Origin of the sequence: Variovorax sp. E3, assembly GCF_016082275.1 — a bacterium.
In the GTDB taxonomy this organism is placed as follows: domain Bacteria; phylum Pseudomonadota; class Gammaproteobacteria; order Burkholderiales; family Burkholderiaceae_C; genus Variovorax.
Window position 1 is genome coordinate 1 of the sequence record NZ_MOWM01000001.1, and the last position, 17,024, is coordinate 17,024.

Genomic DNA, 17,024 nt, shown 5'->3' on the forward strand with positions numbered 1-17,024 from the left:
GTTGGCCAGCACCGCCGTCAGCGGCTGGTTGAGTTCGTGCGCCAGGCCGGCCGACAGCTCGCCCAGCGCGTTGAGCCGCGCGACCTGCCCGAGCCGCAACAGCTCTTCGGCCCGCCGCCGCGCAATGCGCTGGCGCTGCGCGGCCCACAGGCCGGCCAGCAGCACCGCCATCGCGATGGCCCAGGCGCCGATGCCGCGCCACGGCAGCTCGTCCCAGCCGACCTGCCGCTCGGCCACGAGGTCGAAGGGCTGGCTCGGCGACGCCAGCGCTTGGTCAGGCCGAAATGCCAGCCGCCCGTGGCGGGCCGGCCGGGTTGCAGCACCAACTGCTGGCCGTCGCGCTGCAGGCTCAGGCGCACCGGGCTGACCTGCGGGTTCATCGGCCAGTCGCGCCAGGGCACGGAGCCGGCCAGGTCGATGTCGAGCGCATAGCTGAACGGCGTGGCGCCGATCACCAGCACATAGCGGCCGCGCGCCAGGTCGATCGACGCAAGATCGGCGCGCTGCTTGCCGCGCGAGCGCGCCTCGGCGGCGGCCAGCACGGCGGGCGTGACACCGGCCGGGCCCGCGTCGGGCCAGGGCTCGTCGCGCTCGCGCCGCTGCACGCGCAGGATCGACGAATAGACCGACGGCAGGCGCTGCTCCGGGTGGTCGGCGCCGGTACTGGGCTCCAGCAGCGCGAGCGTGGCCAGCACGGCGTCGTACTGCACCATCTGCTGGCTCATGAGGCGGTGCGCGATGCGCACGTCGGTCTCGAAGTCCTGGTGCATCTGCGCCAGCTCTGCACGCGCGATCCATACGGCGCCCACGGCGGTGAGCGCCAGCCATGCCAACCACCAACCACCTTGCGCGCGCAACCACTGTTTCATGGCGCGGATTGTGCCCGCCGCTGCAGGCCCGCTTCGGGTTCGCCGAGAATGCGGGCCCAGACATGGCTGAAGTACAGGACTCCCTTTTCCCCGATCTGCCGCGCCCGCCCGAGGCGCCAACGGCTGCGCCCGCACCCGACACGGAAGGCGCCGAACCGGCCGCCGCCAAGCGCAAGTCGCGCACCGGCACGGTCGAGCCCGCGCCCACCGACCCGGCGCTCGTCGAACTTGCCGCCACGCTGCCGCCCAACCTGCGGCTGGGCACTTCGTCGTGGAGCTACCCGGCTGGGCCGACCTGGTGTGGAACGGCGAGTACGCCGAGTCGGTGCTGTCGAAGAACGGCCTCTCGGCCCTCGCGCAGCACCCGCTGTTTCGCACCGTGAGCCTGGACCGCAACTTCTACCGCGCCCTCACCGCCAGCCAATACGCGCGCTACGCGGCCATGGTGCCCGACGACTTCCGCTTCGTGGTGAAGGCGCCCAGCCTCGTGACCGACGCCACCGTGCGCGACGAGAGCGGCCGCGGCATGCAGGCCAACCCGGTGTTTCTCAGCAACGAGATCGCAAGGCAGGAGTTCGTGCTGCCCGCGCTCGAAGGGCTGGGCCATCGCATCGGCGTGCTGGTGTTCCAGCTGAGCCCGATTCCCGGCCACATCCTGGCCGACCAGCCCGCGCTGCTCGCGCGCATCGCCGACATGCTGGGCGCGCTGCCCGACCTGAAAGAGACCGCGCCCGACGCCGTCGTCGCCGTCGAGGTGCGCGACCCGCAGCTGCTGAACCCCGCCTTCGCCGACATGCTGCGCAGCGTGGGCGCCACCTTCTGCATGGGCCTGCACGCCAAGATGCCGCCCATCGAAGACCAGTTGCCGATGCTGCGCGCGCTGTGGCCCGGGCCGCTGGTGTGCCGCTGGAACCTGCACCGACGCCACGGCCGCTTCGGCTATGAAGACGCGGAAAAGCTCTACGGCCCGTTCGACAAGATCGTCGATCCCGACCCCGAAACGCGCGCCGCGTTGGCCAAGGTGATTGCCGGCACCACGCGCGCGGGGCACAACGCCTTCGTCACCGTGAGCAACAACGCCGAAGGCTGCGCGCCGCTGACCATTGCGCAGCTGGCGCGCGACCTTGCCGGCCTTGCGCCGAACTAGCCGATGTTCTGCTTGGCGGCCACGGTCATCTCGACTTCGACCGTCGCGTTCTTCGGCAACTGATACACGCCGACCGCCGTGCGCACATGCACGCCGGCTTCGCCGAACACGCGGTGCAGCAGGTCGGACGCGGCATCGGCCACCTCGCTTTGCTGCGTGAAGTCGGCCGTGCACTGCACGAACACGCCCACGCGCAGCACCTTCTCGATCGCGTCGAGCGAGCCCAGCGCGCGGCGCAGCAGCGTGAGGCTGCGCAGGGTGGAAATCTGCGCGCCCTCGCGTGCCTTGTCGAGCGACACCGCGTCGCCCACGCGGCCGGTGACGACCACCGTGGTGCCCACGCGCGGCACCTGGCCGCTGAGGTACACGGTGCGGCCGTCGCGCACCAGCGGCACGTAGTGGCCGCCGGCAATGATCTCGCCGTCGAAGCTGTGGCCGAGTTCGGCGGCAATCTGGTCGGCGATCTGGTCCCGGGTCTTTCTGTCATGGCTGTTCCGCAAAAATGAGCGTCATTGTCGCCAGCCCCTTCACGGCGGAACAGATACAGACGGCGCCGATCCGGGGCAGAACAGATCAGCCCTCGAACGCCAGGAACACGCGCCCGCCCTCGATCTTCACCGGGTAGCTGCGCAGGTCTTCGGTCAGCGGCGCGCACATGGCCTTGCCCGTGCGCACGTCGAAGCGGCCCTGGTGCAGCGGGCATTCGATCTCGTGGCCTTCCAGGAAGCCGTCGCACAGCCGCGCATGGCCGTGAGTGCAGATGTTGTCGGTGGCGTGGATGCCATCGTCGGTGCCGTACAGCGCGATGTCGCGCCCCTGCACCTCGATGCCGACCACGTCGTCGGAGGGAACGTCGTCGACCGCCGCGGCGTCGACCCAGGTCATCGTGCTCATCGTGGATTCCTTGTTCGTGGTTTTCAGTTGTCGGGCTTGAGGCCGGTGCGCTCGATCACGGGCTTCCAGCGGCGCAGTTCCTCGCCCATGAACTTGCCCAGCGCCTCGGGCGTGCTGCCCACGGGGTCGAAGTACGCGGTCTGCAGGCGCTTGACCGTCTCGGGCTCCTTCAGTGCGGCGGCAATCTCGCGGCTCATGCGCTGCACGATCTCGGGCGGCGTGCCCTTGGGCGCCATGTAGGCGAACCACGGCACGGCCTGGATGTCGGGCAGGCCCGACTCGCGCAGCGTCGGCAGATCGGGCAGCAGCGCCGAGCGTTCGGCAGAGGTCACGGCCAGCGCCTTCAGGCGTCCGGCCTTGGCCTGCGGCATCACCGAGACCGGCGGCAGGCAGGCGTACTGCACGTCGCCCTGGATGATGGCCGTGACCGCCTGGCTCGACGACGCATACGGAATGTGCACCGCGAACGAGTTGGTCTTGAGCTTGACGAGCTCCACGCCCAGGTGCGAGATGGAGCCGTTGCCGGTCGAGGCGAAGTTGAACTTGCCCGGGTTGCGCTTCATGGCGTCGAGCCAGCCCTTGACCGAGTCGACGTTCATCGAATTCGACACCGCGCACACGTTGGGCGTGGTGGCCGCGAGCGACACGGGCACCAGGTCCTTGAACGGGTCGTACGGCAGGTTCTTGTAGAGGATGGTGTTGTAGACCAGCGGCGCGTTCACCGACAGCAGGAAGGTGTAGCCGTCGGGCTGCGCCTTGGAGACCTGGTCGGTGCCGGTGTTGCCGCCCGCGCCGGGCTTGTTGTCGACGATCAGCGGCTGGCCGATGCGCGCGGCGAGCTTGTCGTTGACGATGCGCGCAAGGATGTCGGGCGACGAGCCCGCAGCGAACGGCACCACGATGCGAATGGGGCGCTGCGGCCATTCCTGCGCGTGCGCGGCCACGGCCATGGCGGTGGCAGCGAGAGCCATGGCAAGGCGAGCCGTCGTCATCGTCTTCATCGGCGTCATGGCTTCGCCTCCACGGCGACCATGCCCACGTGGTCCTGCTGCTCGCGCGCGATGAAGCCCGCGATGAGCGCGCGGTAGGCGGCCTCGACCACCTCGGGGTAGGCCCCCTCCTTCTCGGCCAGCGCCTTCACCTTGTCGATCACTTCCTGCTGGCGCTGCGGCGCCGACACCTGGAAGGCGTCGCGCTTGAAGCGCGCGGCGTCCTTCACGTAGCGGCCGCGCTCGGCCAGCAGCGCGACGATCTGGCGGTCGAGCCTGTCGATGTTCTCGCGCACCCCGGCCAGGTTGTCGCACAGCGGCACGTAGGCGGGGTCGGTGAAGCGGCGCAGCGGCGCGCCGTGTGTCTCTGGTTCTTTTTCCTGCATGGCTCTGCTCAAGTTTCAGATGGGGTAAATGATGGAATTCGGAATCATCTCGCTGTCGAACACGCACAGGCGCGTAGCGAACTTCAGGCCCTCGGGCGTGGGCACCACGGTGTCGATGTAGCGCCCGACGTTGAACACCGTCGAAGGCCCGTCGAGCTTGGTGCGGAACACGGCGTAGTTGGCCTCGCTGTGGATGGTGCCGTCGCCCTCGACCTTGTGCACCAGCGGCAGGCCGACCACATGGCGCTGGTAGTAAGGGTCGTGGAACAGCGTCTCCTTGATGCCATAGACCCGGTCTTCCAGCATGCCCCGGCTCTCGAAGGAGAGCGTGGCCAGCGGCAGGTTGCGCTCGTGGTTTTCACGCGGCTGCAGGCGGTAGCTGCACTGCTCGACGAAGAACGCGGGCCACAGCTCCCACTGGCCCGAATCGACCGCGTGGGCATAGGCCGCGTACAGGCGCGACAGATCGAGGTAGGCGTTGGCGTCGAGGGTCTTCATGCTTCCATCACCTCGCGCCAGTAGCGGTACATGCCGCGAATGAGTGTCTCGGTCACCATGTGGTCGGTGTTCTCCACCTCGCGCCCGCCGAGCTCGGCCAGCGTGCGGTGATAGGGCTTCTGCTCGAAGCCCTGCTGCGAGAACTCGATGACCTCGCCGTCGTCGGCCGAGACAAAGCCCGCCGGGCCGAACAGGTTGGCCTGGCGCAGGCGGCGCTGGGTCATTTCCTCAGTGTCGTCCTCGAAGCCGAAGTGCGTCCACACGAAATCGAAGGCATCGTGGCCCACCGGCTGGATGTGCCGGGTCGACACGCTGTTGACCTGCTGCTGCAGGATGAGGCTGGGAAACAGCGTCATCAGCACGGCCGTCGGGCCCTTCCACCAGTCTTCCTGCACGATGTCCAGAAAGCGCGGGTCCTTCAGCTGCATGCTCTCCTTGAAGCTCGACACCTGCGTGACCTGGGCGGCCTTGCCGGCGCTGCCGCGCGTGGAAATCATCGCGGCGTGGCGGCCGTGCGCGTCCATCTTCAGTTCCGACTTGTTGTCGCGCGCCAGAGCCCGAAGGTCACGAACCAGGTGTGCAGCAGGCCCGGGTGGTACGGGTCCTTGATGTTCTCCTGCATGAGCTTCCAGTTGCCCGGAATGCGCTGGCGGTTGTAGCCCAGGATCTTGAGCTTGCGGCCGTCGAACAGGCGGTCGAAGTAATGCAGGATGTCGGGTCCGAGAAAGTCTTCGAGCGACTCGACCTCATGGTCGAAGCTTGCGAACACCACGCCGCCGCGCGACGCCACCTTGAGCTTGTTGAGACCGTGCTCCTCGGTCTTGAAGTCGGCGGGCATGCCGCCGTTGACCTTGCCGTCCTGCTTCACGCCGCGCCGGAACGGCACGCCCTGCAGGTCGCCCTTGAGCGTGTAGTTCCACTGGTGGTAGGGGCAGACGAACTCTTTCTTGTTGCCGTGGCGCTCGCGGCAGAACTGCATGCCGCGGTGCGCGCAGACGTTCTCGAACACATGAATTTGGCCCGCCTCGTCGCGCGACATGATGACCGAGCGCTCGCCGATGGCGGTGCGCTTGAAGTCGCCCGGGTTCGGAATCTCGGCTTCCAGGCCGACATAGCACCAGTGCTTCTCGTAGAAGAAGCGCTGCAGCTCTTTCTTGTGCAGCGCCTCGTCGGTGTAGGCCATGAAGGGAATGCGGCTGGTCTTCTCGCTCTCCCATCGCAGTTCGATGGGGAACACGGCTTGCGTGGTCATCGGGGGTCTCCTTTTTTTGTGTTCGCTCAGGTGCCTTGCAGGTAGAAGGCGTCGGCGTGCGTCTGCTCGGGCGCAAGGCCCCGGCCGCGCACCAGCTGCGTCACGGCCTCGACCATCGGCGGCGAACCGCACAGGTAGGCGCGCCAGCCGTCGAGGTTGCCGGGCCAGTCGGCACGGATCGCGTCGGTGATGAGGCCCACGCGCTGGTCGGCATGCGCCGCGCCGGTGACGACGACCACATGCACGTTCAGGCCCGGGTGCCGCGCCTGCAGCTCGCGCAGTTCCGGCAGGCCGTACACGTCGGCCTCGGAACGCACGCCCAGGTACAAGTGGATCGGCTGCGTGAGCCCCGCCGCGATCGCGCCGCGCACGATCGACAGGATGGGCGCGAGCCCCGTGCCGCCCGCCGCGCAGAGCATCGGCCCGCGGTGCTTCGTGCGCAGGTAGGCGGTGCCCAGCGGCCCGCTCACGCGCACCGGGTCGCCCACGCGCAATTGCTCGAAGATGTGCGCCGTGACGCGCCCGCCGGGCACGCGGCGCACATGGAACTCCAGCTCCGCGTCGCGGTTCAGCCCGGCCATCGAATACGGCCGCGCGAGGTCGGGCGCGAACTGCAGCTGCGCGTACTGGCCCGGAGAAAACTCCAACGGCTTGTTGGGCTTCAGGCGCAGGCGGCGGATGTCGTGGGTGAGCACGTCGATGCCGGTCACGGTCGCCTTCAGGATGCGCGCCGGGTGCACCACCACTTCGTCGGGTTCAGGGATCTCGATGGCGCAGCTTTCGGTCAGCGTGCTCTGGCAGGCCAGCACGTAGCGCTCGCCCTGCCCGTCGGGGCGGATCGCGTCCTGCCCGGCATCGAGCACCTGGCCCGACACCACCTTGCAGCGGCAGGTGCCGCAGCGCCCCGACATGCAGCTGTACGACACCGGCACATGGTGCTCGCGCAGCACTTCGAGCAGGTTCGCGCCGGGGCGGACCTCGAGGGTGCGGGCAAGGGGGTGAATGTGCAGGTCCATCGTGGGTTTTTTCTCTCGCGCCGGCGTGGGTGCCGGCTTGTCTCTGGCGGCGATGATGCGCGGCCTCGCCCGATTGACCAATAGAATCCGGTGAATCCTCTTCATCACTGCGCTGAATAAAGGTCCGCCGTGCAACTCAAGGACATCGACCTCAACCTGCTGCTGGTGTTCGACCGCATGCTGGCCGAGAAGCGCGTGTCGGCCGTGGCCCAGTCGCTGGGCCTGTCGCAGCCGGCCATCAGCAACGCGCTGGCGCGGCTGCGCAAGCTGCTGGGCGACGAGCTGTTCCTGCGCACCGCGCGCGGCATGGAGCCCACGCCCTTCGCATTGCAGTTGGCCGAACCGGTGGCCTACGCCATGGGCGCGCTGCATACGGCGCTCAACCAGCAGGTGGTGTTCGACCCCGCCACCAGCACGCGCAGCTTCACGCTGGCCATGACCGACATCGGCGAGATCTACTTCACGCCCAAGCTCATGGAAGCGTTGTCGGCCGCCGCGCCCGGCGTGACCGTGAGCACCCTGCGCAACAACACCGCCACCAACCTGCGCGACGAGCTGGAGGCCGGCCATGTCGACATTGCCATCGGCCTGCTGCCGCAGCTCAAGGCCGGAGTGTTCCAGCGCCGGCTGTTCTTGCAGCGCTATGTGTGCCTGTTCTCGGCCGTGCATCCGCTGGCGCGCAAGCGCAGTGTGTCGCTGAAGGACTTCAGCGCGGCCGACCACGTGCAGGTGCAGGCCGCGGGCACCGGCCACGGCAAGGCCGACGACGTGATGGCGGCGCAGGGCATCCAGCGGCGCATCCGGCTGCGGGTGCCGCACTTCGTGGCGATCGGCCACATCCTGCAGTCCAGCGGCATGATCGCGACGGTGCCCGAGCGGCTCGCGCAGAGCATCGCCGCGCCCTTCGGGCTGGTGTGGCGCCCGCACCCGGTGGCGCTGCCGCAGATTGCCATCAACCTGTTCTGGCACGCGAAGGCGCACCGCGATCCGGGCAACCAGTGGATGCGCGGATTGCTGTTCGACAACTTCGCGGATGCGGCGGTCTAGGAGCCCGCGCCCGGCTAACGGGCGTTCAAGGGCTCGATGCGATCGGGCATGCCGTGCCGCGCGAGCTGGTCGACATTGCGCAGCAACGTCGGCACGCGGTACGGGCCGTGCATGCGCAGCACCTCGGCGGCGGCCATCGACGGGTCGATGCCCACGGCCGTGACGAACAGCGGCGCTTCGCTCTGGCCGCGCCGCACTTCGATGGCATCGGTCGCGCTGTGATAGCGCGTCTTGGCCACGCCGACCACGGGCACCTTGCGCTTGAGCGCGTCGTGCAGATGCGCGCCAAGACCCGCATGGCCGGGCGCCAGCGTCACGTAGCCGTCGACCACGATCAGGTCGGCCCGCGGGCCTTCGCGCAGCACGCCCAGCAGGCAAGGCAGCTCGCGCCTGTAGAACGCGCCGGGCTCGTAGGGCGCCACCCCGCTGAAGCCGGCCACGGCCTGCGCCTCTTCGCGCTCCGCGGTCCAGCCACGGAACCAGACGCCGGCCGCCACGGCGATGCCTTCGGCGCGGTAGTCGACGTCGAGGCAGACCACGAGCGGCGCGTCCATGTCAGGCCGCCATCGCCTCGGAGGCCGGCACGGGCCACTGGCCGAGCACTTCGTGCACGCCCTCGCCCACGTGGCTGTCGATCAGCGCGAGCGAGCCCGCGCGCCAGCGCACCGGCTCTTCGATGGCGTGCTTTTCGAGCTTGCGCCTTGCGTACACCAGCGTCATGTGCGGCGTGAAAGTGCGCTTGGGCTTGAAGCCCGCGTCGGCGAGCGCTTCGCCCAGGCGTTGCCTGAAGGCCATGAGCGCACCGGCGCCCGCCTCGTCGCCGTACAGCACGAGCGCGTTGTTCTTCGCATAGCTCACGGCCTCGTCGAACACGACGTCGAAGGCCGGCGGCGGCAGCGTGGCCGCGGCGGCCAGGGCCTGCTCGACCTTGTCGCGCGGCACCACCGCGTAGTCGCCCAGGTCGAACAGCGTGACATGCAGGCGGTGCGCCTGGACCACCGTGCCCTTCAATGCGTGCTGGAAATTCATGCGCTCGGCGAGCGCGGCGATGGATGCGGCGTCTTGCGCGCCGGGAAGCAATGCGAAGAAGAGCGAATGCGGCATCGGCTCGGCGCGGCGCGCCTTGCTGCGGGGGCGCGGCAGGGGCCGCGGCGGGGGATCGATACCGGGAAGAAGAAGCTGTTGAGACATCCCTCGATCATCGCCCATCGACCGGGCACCTTCATGTGCTCTTCAGCAAGCCCCAAGCTCTTCTTCAGACTGGAATTCGAGAATCGTTTCACGCTGACGGCACCACACAAACGGGCCGCCGGCACCACCGATCCCATCGACTCCAACCAGGAATTTCATCTTGACGAAAACGCAAGCCCGTACCGCCCTCGCCACCGTTGCCGCCCTTCTGCTCGGCACCGCTTCCATGGGCACCTACGCGGCCGGCCCGCAACAGGACACCGGCTTCTACGCGGGCGGTTCCGTCGGCCGTTCGAGCTACAGCCTGTCGTCCTCCAACAGCGTGCCCACGCCGTGGGGCGGCCAGAAGAGCAGCAAGGCCGGCACCGCCTACAAGCTGTACGGCGGCTATCGCCTGACGGAAAACTTCGGCGTCGAAGTCGGCTATGCGCGCCTGGGCCGCGTGAGCCAGTGGACCTATACCGGCGCCGGCTACTCCACGCTGCAAAGCGGCTCGGGCCAAGCCTTCTACGCAGCCGCCACGGCCCGCATGCCGCTGGGCGACGTCTTTGCACTGAACGGCCGCCTGGGCGTGTCGCGCGGCCGCATCTCCGGCGGCGACAACACCTGGGTGTCGGGCGACCGCCGCTTCTCGGGCAGCTCGACGGGCCTGATGGCCGGCTTCGGCGCCGAGTACCGCGTGACGCAGAACCTGGCGATCACCGCCGACTACGACTACTTCGGCAAGCTGTCGAAGCAGGCCAAGGGCGGCATGCTGTCGGTGGGTTTGAAGGCCAGCTTCTGATCTGAGCCAGCCGGCTCACTGCGGGCCGGCTGCGTTCATCGAACGGACGCGACGTCGGTGGTTGCGCGGCCGACCGCTTCGCCCGTCCACTCGCGCACGAACGCGTCGGGTGCGTTTCGCTCGGGCGCGTTCGTCGCCTCCTTCGGTGTGCCCACGTACAGAAAACCCAGCAAGCGCTCCGTGGCCTGCAGGCCCAGTGCCTGTTGCACGTTGCGGTCGTAGCTGTTGAGCCCCGTGGCCCAGAAACCGCCATAGCCCAGCAGGTGCAAGGCGTTGAGCATGTTCATCGCGGCGGCGCCCACGGCGAGCACCTGTTCCGATTCGGGCACCTTGTGCGGCGCCTGCACGCGCGCGCAGATCGCGATGAGCACGGGCGCGGCCATGGCCTTGCCGCGAAAACGCTCGCCGTCGTCCTGCGGGTCGCGCAGGCGCGCGGCGTTCGCGAAGACATTCCCCAAGGCCACCCGCGCATCGCCACGGATGAGCACGAAGCGCCAAGGTTGCAGCTGCCCGTGATCGGGTGCGCGCAACGCGGCCTGGAACACGAGGTCGAGCTCCCCTTCGGATGGCGCGGGCTCGGTCAGCGGCCACGGCGAATGGCGCTCGAGCAGAAGATCCAGCGCACGGCGTTGGTCGGAGCGAAGCGAAGAAATATCCGGGTGCATGTCAGCGTCCTTCGAAATTGGAAGAGCGCCCCACGGCAGATGGCTGATGCTGGGAAGGACTCAGTGGCGGGCTGGCTCGCTGGCGCGAGGTGGCTGGCATCCGGCGTTTGCATGTTTCGCATGAGGCGAAGAACAAAGCCGTTGCACCGTCGTTCGACAGGGCGACGAACAGGCGGTCATGGTACCGACGACGCATTGCCCACTCACCCGGCGCGTGTACGCGCAGTGCCGGCGATTGCGTTGCCTTACAGCCGCCCGGCCGCGATGGCGCGCGAAATCAAATGCCGGACACCCCATTTGTGGAACGGGATGATGAAGAACAAATAGAGTCTTCCGAAGGCGTTGTGCGTCGTGCATACGGTCGAAATGACTGCGCTCATGGCTTTGCCGTTCGGCTCCTTCAGCACGGAGAGCCTGAAGTCCAGATGCTTGTTGTCTCGACCGGCCACAAGTTCGCTTGGGCTCAGGAAGAAGATCGGCCAGGGGCCGATCTTCTCGCCCACGTTGTAGCTTCGCTTCACGTCGGGTCTCATGATCTCGGACGCAGTTGCCGCGTCCAGCCCGCACAGGGAAGCAACCCGGTTCCGGGCAATCAGCATGCGCTTCATCCACAGCGGATGATGACCAAAGACACCGAAGAAGATCTCGATGACGCTGGCTTGCGTATGGGCCAGCGGTGTGCGATAGGAGTCCCGGAAGAAGGCGGCGTCGACCACGCGACGATCCAGAACGCTGAGATCAGGAACGTCGCATTCTTCGATCGGCATACAACTCCCGGATTTGTTGCGCAATACCCTGTCGGCCGTGCGAGGCAGGCGGGGCGCCTTGGCGCCCCTCCCCTTATTCCGCAATCACGGAATAGTTGCTTATTCCCACTCGATCGTCGCCGGCGGCTTGCTCGACACGTCGTAAGTCACGCGGTTGATCCCGCGCACTTCATTGATGATGCGCCCCGACACCTTCTTGAGCAGCGCATACGGCAGCTCCGCCCAATCGGCCGTCATGAAGTCGCTGGTCTGCACCGCGCGCAGCGCCACCACGTAGTCGTAGGTGCGGCCGTCGCCCATCACGCCCACGCTCTTCACCGGCAGGAACACGGTGAAAGCCTGGCTCGTGAGGTCGTACCAGGTCTTGCCGGTCTCGTCCTTGAAGTTGCGCAGCTCCTCGATGAAGATCGCGTCGGCGCGGCGCAGCAGGTCGGCGTATTCCTTCTTCACTTCGCCCAGAATGCGCACGCCCAGGCCCGGGCCGGGGAACGGATGGCGGTAGACCATCTCGGGCGGCAGGCCGAGCGCCACGCCCAGCTCGCGCACTTCGTCCTTGAACAGGTCGCGCAGCGGTTCGAGCAGCTTCAGGCCCAACTGCTCCGGCAGGCCGCCCACGTTGTGATGGCTCTTGATGGTGACGGCCTTCTTGCTCTTGGCACCGCCCGACTCGATGACATCGGGGTAGATCGTGCCTTGCGCCAAAAAGGTCGCGCCCTTGTGGCCGCCGTCGCCGGCCTTGAGCTTGGCGGCCTCCTGCTTGAACACGGTGACGAACTCGCCACCGATGATCTTGCGCTTGGCTTCGGGGTCGCTCACGCCCGCGAGCTTGCCGAGGAACAGTTCGCTGGCGTCGACGCGAATGACCTTCGCATGCAGCTTGCCTTCGAACATTTCCATGACCATGTCGCCTTCGTTCAGGCGCAGCAGGCCGTGGTCGACGAACACGCAGGTCAGCTGGTCGCCGATGGCGCGATGAATGAGCGCGGCGGCCACGCTCGAATCGACACCCCCCGACAGGCCCAGGATGACTTCTTCGTCGCCCACCTGCTCGCGGATCTTCTGCACGGCTTCAGCGATGTGGTCGCGCATGACCCAGTCGGGCTTGGCCTGGCAGATGCCGAGCACGAAGCGCTCGATGATCGCCTTGCCCTGCACGGTGTGCGTCACTTCAGGGTGGAACTGCACCGCGTAGTAGCGGCGCGCCTCGTCGGCCATGCCGGCGATGGGGCAGCTGTCGGTGCTGGCCATGAGCTTGAAGCCCGGCGGCAGTTCGGTGACCTTGTCGCCGTGGCTCATCCACACGTTGAGCATGCCGTGGCCTTCGGGCGTGGTGAAGTCGGCAATGTCCTTCAGCAGCGCGGTGTGGCCATGGGCGCGCACGGCGGCAAAGCCGAACTCGCGCTTGTGGCCGCCCTCGACCTTGCCGCCGAGCTGATGGGCCATGGTCTGCATGCCGTAGCAGATGCCGAACACGGGCACGCCCAGGTCGAACACGGCCTGCGGGCACTTGTCGGTGGTTTCTTCGTACACGCTGGCGTGGCTGCCCGAAAGGATCACGCCCTTCAGGTGGCCGTCGGCGGCGTATTCGCGCACCCATTCGTCGGTGACGTCGCAGGGATGCACTTCGCTCAGCACATGGGCTTCGCGCACGCGGCGTGCGATCAGCTGGGTGACTTGCGAGCCGAAATCGAGGATGAGGATCTTGTCGTGTTGCATGGTGCGAAAGGACTCAGAGCGTTGAAATGTCGAGCAGCCTGACGCCCGCTTGCGGCGCAGCCTGGATGAGTCGCTCGTCGAAGGTGGCGAGCGGGAGATTGAGCGATTTTGCGAGCCAGAGGTAGCCCGCGTCGTACTGGGACACGCCGGCGTCGATGGCCACGGCCAGCACGGCCTTGTGCTGCGCGGGGGCGAGCTCGTGCAGCTCCACGCGGTGGCGGATGGCGTCGAGCACGCTCCACAGCCCCTCGACCGCGGACGAGGGAATGCGGCCGCTGCGCGCGCCGTTGGCAATGATGTTGGCGCACTCCCACTGCCAAGCATTGGCGCCTGCGGCTCGCACTCGTCGCGGCGGATGGCGGCGTAGAGCTTGCGGGTGTGTTCGTTGGCGTGGTCGGGCAGCAGCCACGCGGCGGTGACCGAGGCGTCCATGACGAAGGCGGTCATGGCTGGCGCCCCTCGTTGCGCAGGGTGCAGGCCGCGGGGCCGGGCCGGATGGTGGCGTGCAGCGCGTCGATCTGGCCGAGTTCGCGCTGGATCTGCTCGTCGGTGATCACCGGCTTGCGGCGCACCGGCAGCATGCGCACGACTTCCTTGCCGTGGCGGGTGATGCGAACCTCCTCGCCCTTCTCGACCGAGTCGATCAGGGCCGAGAAGTTGTTCTTGGCTTCAGCGATGCCGATGGATTGCATTTGGGCCAGAAAATTTGAATCTGGCCCAAATTCTAAACCCGATCTGGCCTGACTTTCAAGGTCTGGCCAGATTGGGCTTAGGCCGGCGCCGGGCCGCCCCAAGGCGGCCTGCGGCCCCCTTGGGGGGCAGCGCCCCACACGCAAGTGGGGGCGCGTGGGGGCCACATTATTCCGCGCGGTAGTTTGGTGCTTCTTTGGTGATCTGCACGTCGTGGACGTGGCTCTCGCGAATGCCGGCCGTGGTGATTTCGACGAACTCGGCCTTGTTCTGCATGTCGGCGATGGTCGCGCAACCGCAGTAGCCCATGCTGGCGCGCACGCCACCGGCCATCTGGTAGACGATCGAGACGATCGAGCCCTTGTAGGGCACGCGGCCTTCGATGCCCTCGGGCACGAGCTTGTCGGTGTTCGGGTTGCCGGTGGTCGACTCCTGGAAGTACCGGTCGGCACTGCCCTGCTGCATCGCGCCGATGGAGCCCATGCCGCGGTAGCTCTTGTAGCTGCGGCCCTGGTACAGCACGATTTCGCCGGGTGCCTCTTCGGTGCCCGCGAACATGCTGCCCATCATCACGGTGCTGGCGCCGGCCGCGATGGCCTTGGCGATGTCGCCCGAGTAGCGCACGCCGCCGTCGGAGATCAGCGGAATGCCCGTGCCCTGCAGCGCGGTGGCCACGCTGTCGACCGCCATGATCTGCGGCACGCCCACGCCAGCCACGATGCGGGTGGTGCAGATGGAGCCGGGGCCGATGCCGACCTTGACCGCGTCGGCGCCGGCGTCGGCCAGCGCGCGCGCGGCGTCACCGGTGGCGATGTTGCCGCCGATGACGTCGACCTGCGGATAGTTCTTCTTGACCCAGCGCACGCGCTCGATCACGCCGGCGCTGTGGCCGTGCGCGGTGTCGACCACGATGGCGTCGACGCCGGCCTTCACCAGCGCCTCGACGCGCTCTTCGGTGCCGTCACCCACGCCCACCGCCGCGCCCACGCGCAGGCGGCCGTTGGCGTCGCGCGCGGCATTGGGGAAGCTGGTCTGCTTGGTGATGTCCTTGACGGTGATCAGGCCCTTGAGCTCCCAGTCGCCGTTGATGACCAGCAGACGCTCGAGCTTGTACTTGTTCAGCAGCGCCTTGGCTTCGGCGAGCGTGGTGCCGTCGGGCACGGTGATGAGCTTCTCGCGCTGCGTCATGATTTCGCTGACGGGCACGTCGTAGCGGTTCTCGAAGCGCAGGTCGCGCCCCGTGACGATGCCAACGACCTTGCCGGCGTCGACCACCGGGAAGCCCGAGATGCCGAGCTGGTCGGACAGCGCCATCACCTGGCGCACGGAGTGCGTCGGGGTGATCACGACCGGGTCGCGCAGCACGCCCGATTCGTAGCGCTTCACCCGTGCCACTTCAGCAGCCTGCTGCTGCGCGGTGAGGTTCTTGTGGACGATCCCGATTCCCCCCTCCTGCGCGATGGCGATCGCGAGGCGGGCTTCCGTCACGGTGTCCATGGCCGCCGAGACGAGCGGCAGGTTCAGCGTGATGTTGCGGGAGAATTTGGTGGCGAGGGTGGTGTCCTTGGGCAGGACCTGGGAGAACGCTGGCACCAACAACACATCGTCGAAGGTGAGCGCTTTGCCGAGAAGGCGCATGGGTGAAGCTCCAAAAGACGGATTGTAACGAGGGGGCCGTGGGGTTTGCCGGCCCAGGCCTATTCGAAGCGTTGCAAAAGCACCCAATCCGGATGTTGCAAAAAGTAAGGGGAGGCTAAACTTCGGGGATGAAATTCGTGCACTGGCTGCTACTGGGATGTGTCGTTGCAATGCCGCTTTCGGCGAATGCGCAATGGCAATGGCTCGACAAGAACGGCAAGAAGGTCTTCAGCGACCAGGCGCCGCCGCCCGACATTCCCGAGAAGAACATCCTGCGCCGCGTCGGCCCGCCGCCGGCGGCGCGCTCGACCGCGAACCCGAACGTCGATGCGCCGCCCGCGGAAGGCGCGGCCGACGCCGCTGCCGCGCCAAAGGCTGCCGCCGCCCCGAAGCCGAGCGGCGTCGACAAGGAACTCGAGGAAAAGACCAAGAAAGCCGAGGCCGAAGCCAAGGCCAAGCAGGACGCCGAAGCCGCCAAGGTCGCGAAGGCCAAGGCCGACAACTGCGCCCTCGCCCGTCAGGGCAAGGCCACCATGGACAGCGGCATGCGCATCGCCAAGGTCAACGCGCAGGGCGAGCGCGAGATCATGGACGACAAGGCCCGCGCCGCCGAACAAAAGCGCATGCAATCGGTGATCGACGCCGACTGCAAGTAAGGCCTCGGCCCGGCCTCTGCGGGCCTGGCCTCAATACCCGGCCTTGCCGCCCTTGCGGCGGTTCGCAAAAAGGCCCGTGCCCTTCGCCCCCTGCCGCTGGAAGCGCTGCCGCCGCGCCACCTTGGGATCGACCGTGAGCGGCCGGCACAGCTCGATGCGGTCGCCGTCTTTCAGCGTCTGCTCCCACTCGACCGCCCTGCCCCAGATGCCCGGCGTCATGGCATGGCGCCAGTCCAGCTCGGGAAAGCGCTCGGAAAGACCGCTCGCCTTCACCGCATCGACCAGCGTGGCATCGGGCGCGAGCCGCAGGACCTGCTCGAACACCTCCCGTGCCGCGGGCGAGCAGCTCAGCGTGACCTCGATCATCAGGTGCTGCCGTAGACCTGCTCGGCGCGCTTGACGAAGGCCTCGACCAGGCTCGACGCGATGGTGTCGAACACCGGCCCCACCAGCGCCTGCAAGGCGAAATTGCTGAAGCCGTAGCTCAGGTGCAGCTCGACACGGCAGGCGCGTTCGCCCGCCTCGCCCACGGGCGTGAACTTCCACTTGCCGTCGAGGTTGGAGAACGGGCCGTCGACCAGCTTGAGATGCACCTCGCGCCCCGCCACATGGGTGTTGCGCGTGGTGAAGCTCTGGTGCAGGCCGGCGAAGGCCAGGCCGACTTCGGCCGTCATGCCGGCCTCGTCCTGCTCGATGATTCGCGACTTGTCGCACCACGGAAGAAACTGCGGATACTTGGCCACGTCGGTGACCAGCGCATACATTTCTTCGGCGCTGTACCAGATGAGGACGGACTTGTTGACTGTTTTCATAGAATCG

19 protein-coding genes and 3 pseudogenes are annotated in these 17,024 nt (G+C 67.5%); 4 read left to right on the forward strand and 18 right to left on the reverse strand.

What is annotated here, in order from left to right:
• Positions 1–17: 17 nt before the first annotated feature.
• Positions 18–869 (reverse strand): hypothetical protein, encoded by an 852-nt coding sequence (locus tag BMG07_RS00005; RefSeq protein WP_269758473.1) that lies wholly within the window; start codon positions 867–869, stop codon positions 18–20.
• A 62-nt stretch (positions 870–931) separates the two neighbouring features.
• On the opposite strand from BMG07_RS00005, the pseudogene BMG07_RS00010 reads away from it, so the two are divergent.
• Positions 932–2,016, forward strand: a pseudogene (locus tag BMG07_RS00010) (DUF72 domain-containing protein).
• Here BMG07_RS00010 and BMG07_RS00015 read toward each other — a convergent pair.
• The 7 genes and pseudogenes from BMG07_RS00015 to BMG07_RS00045 all read right to left on the reverse strand — a co-directional run bounded on the left by BMG07_RS00015 (position 2,013) and on the right by BMG07_RS00045 (position 7,051).
• Positions 2,013–2,516, reverse strand: coding sequence for a RidA family protein (locus tag BMG07_RS00015; RefSeq protein WP_269758474.1), 504 nt, complete (start codon positions 2,514–2,516; stop codon positions 2,013–2,015). The pseudogene BMG07_RS00010 and the gene BMG07_RS00015 sit on opposite strands and share 4 nt — an antisense overlap.
• A gap of 73 nt (positions 2,517–2,589) precedes the next feature.
• Entirely contained in the window at positions 2,590–2,910 is a 321-nt protein-coding gene (locus BMG07_RS00020; protein WP_093122176.1) for a non-heme iron oxygenase ferredoxin subunit, read from the reverse strand.
• 23 nt (positions 2,911–2,933) lie between these two features.
• Positions 2,934–3,881, reverse strand: coding sequence for a tripartite tricarboxylate transporter substrate binding protein (locus BMG07_RS00025; RefSeq protein WP_198082644.1), 948 nt, complete (start codon positions 3,879–3,881; stop codon positions 2,934–2,936).
• Positions 3,882–3,916: 35 nt separating this feature from the next.
• Complete coding sequence (locus tag BMG07_RS00030; RefSeq protein ID WP_198082645.1) at positions 3,917–4,285, reverse strand: chorismate mutase; 369 nt, start codon at positions 4,283–4,285, stop codon at positions 3,917–3,919.
• A gap of 15 nt (positions 4,286–4,300) precedes the next feature.
• Positions 4,301–4,783, reverse strand: a complete 483-nt coding sequence (locus BMG07_RS00035; protein ID WP_198082646.1) for an aromatic-ring-hydroxylating dioxygenase subunit beta — start codon at positions 4,781–4,783, stop codon at positions 4,301–4,303.
• Positions 4,780–6,035 (reverse strand): annotated as a pseudogene (locus BMG07_RS00040) (aromatic ring-hydroxylating dioxygenase subunit alpha). The gene BMG07_RS00035 and the pseudogene BMG07_RS00040 overlap by 4 nt, the downstream one beginning before the upstream one ends.
• A gap of 26 nt (positions 6,036–6,061) precedes the next feature.
• Entirely contained in the window at positions 6,062–7,051 is a 990-nt protein-coding gene (locus BMG07_RS00045; protein WP_198082647.1) for a 2Fe-2S iron-sulfur cluster-binding protein, read from the reverse strand.
• Between the two features lie 129 nt (positions 7,052–7,180).
• Here BMG07_RS00045 and BMG07_RS00050 point away from each other — a divergent pair, with 129 nt between their 5' ends.
• Positions 7,181–8,098 (forward strand): LysR family transcriptional regulator, encoded by a 918-nt coding sequence (locus tag BMG07_RS00050; protein WP_198082648.1) that lies wholly within the window; start codon positions 7,181–7,183, stop codon positions 8,096–8,098.
• Between the two features lie 14 nt (positions 8,099–8,112).
• Here the strand turns inward: BMG07_RS00050 and BMG07_RS00055 are convergent, their stop codons facing one another.
• Together BMG07_RS00055 and BMG07_RS00060 are read right to left on the reverse strand one after the other, a co-directional pair.
• On the reverse strand, positions 8,113–8,652 hold the full coding sequence (locus BMG07_RS00055) for an endonuclease V (RefSeq protein ID WP_198082649.1): 540 nt from the start codon (positions 8,650–8,652) through the stop codon (positions 8,113–8,115).
• Between the two features lies 1 nt (position 8,653).
• On the reverse strand, positions 8,654–9,202 hold the full coding sequence (locus tag BMG07_RS00060) for a 2'-5' RNA ligase family protein (RefSeq protein ID WP_269758475.1): 549 nt from the start codon (positions 9,200–9,202) through the stop codon (positions 8,654–8,656).
• Positions 9,203–9,449: 247 nt separating this feature from the next.
• Between BMG07_RS00060 and BMG07_RS00065 the strand changes: the two genes are divergently transcribed.
• A complete protein-coding gene (locus tag BMG07_RS00065; protein ID WP_198082651.1) occupies positions 9,450–10,073 on the forward strand; it encodes an outer membrane beta-barrel protein in 624 nt (207 codons plus the stop codon).
• Positions 10,074–10,108: 35 nt separating this feature from the next.
• Here the strand turns inward: BMG07_RS00065 and BMG07_RS00070 are convergent, their stop codons facing one another.
• The 6 genes and pseudogenes from BMG07_RS00070 to guaB all read right to left on the reverse strand — a co-directional run bounded on the left by BMG07_RS00070 (position 10,109) and on the right by guaB (position 15,549).
• Positions 10,109–10,738 carry a nitroreductase gene (locus BMG07_RS00070; protein WP_198082652.1) on the reverse strand — a complete coding sequence of 210 codons (630 nt, stop codon included), beginning with the start codon at positions 10,736–10,738 and terminating at the stop codon, positions 10,109–10,111.
• A 245-nt stretch (positions 10,739–10,983) separates the two neighbouring features.
• The gene (locus tag BMG07_RS00075) at positions 10,984–11,505 is read right to left on the reverse strand and encodes a DUF2867 domain-containing protein (RefSeq protein ID WP_198082653.1); all 522 of its coding nucleotides are present in this window, start codon (positions 11,503–11,505) and stop codon (positions 10,984–10,986) included.
• A gap of 99 nt (positions 11,506–11,604) precedes the next feature.
• Positions 11,605–13,221 carry a glutamine-hydrolyzing GMP synthase gene (gene guaA / locus BMG07_RS00080; protein WP_198082654.1) on the reverse strand — a complete coding sequence of 539 codons (1,617 nt, stop codon included), beginning with the start codon at positions 13,219–13,221 and terminating at the stop codon, positions 11,605–11,607.
• Between the two features lie 13 nt (positions 13,222–13,234).
• Positions 13,235–13,668, reverse strand: a pseudogene (locus BMG07_RS00085) (type II toxin-antitoxin system VapC family toxin).
• Positions 13,665–13,913: a type II toxin-antitoxin system Phd/YefM family antitoxin gene (locus tag BMG07_RS00090; protein ID WP_198082655.1), complete on the reverse strand. Its 249-nt coding sequence runs from the start codon at positions 13,911–13,913 to the stop codon at positions 13,665–13,667. The pseudogene BMG07_RS00085 and the gene BMG07_RS00090 overlap by 4 nt, the downstream one beginning before the upstream one ends.
• A gap of 166 nt (positions 13,914–14,079) precedes the next feature.
• Positions 14,080–15,549: an IMP dehydrogenase gene (gene guaB / locus BMG07_RS00095; RefSeq protein ID WP_198082656.1), complete on the reverse strand. Its 1,470-nt coding sequence runs from the start codon at positions 15,547–15,549 to the stop codon at positions 14,080–14,082.
• Between the two features lie 128 nt (positions 15,550–15,677).
• On the opposite strand from guaB, the gene BMG07_RS00100 reads away from it, so the two are divergent.
• Positions 15,678–16,205, forward strand: a complete 528-nt coding sequence (locus tag BMG07_RS00100; RefSeq protein ID WP_198082657.1) for a DUF4124 domain-containing protein — start codon at positions 15,678–15,680, stop codon at positions 16,203–16,205.
• Between the two features lie 30 nt (positions 16,206–16,235).
• Here BMG07_RS00100 and BMG07_RS00105 read toward each other — a convergent pair whose 3' ends face one another.
• Both BMG07_RS00105 and BMG07_RS00110 read right to left on the reverse strand, forming a co-directional pair.
• Entirely contained in the window at positions 16,236–16,571 is a 336-nt protein-coding gene (locus tag BMG07_RS00105; protein ID WP_198082658.1) for an RnfH family protein, read from the reverse strand.
• A complete protein-coding gene (locus tag BMG07_RS00110) occupies positions 16,571–17,017 on the reverse strand; it encodes a type II toxin-antitoxin system RatA family toxin (protein WP_198082659.1) in 447 nt (148 codons plus the stop codon). Before BMG07_RS00110 ends, BMG07_RS00105 begins: the two co-directional genes overlap by 1 nt.
• Positions 17,018–17,024 lie beyond the last annotated feature (7 nt).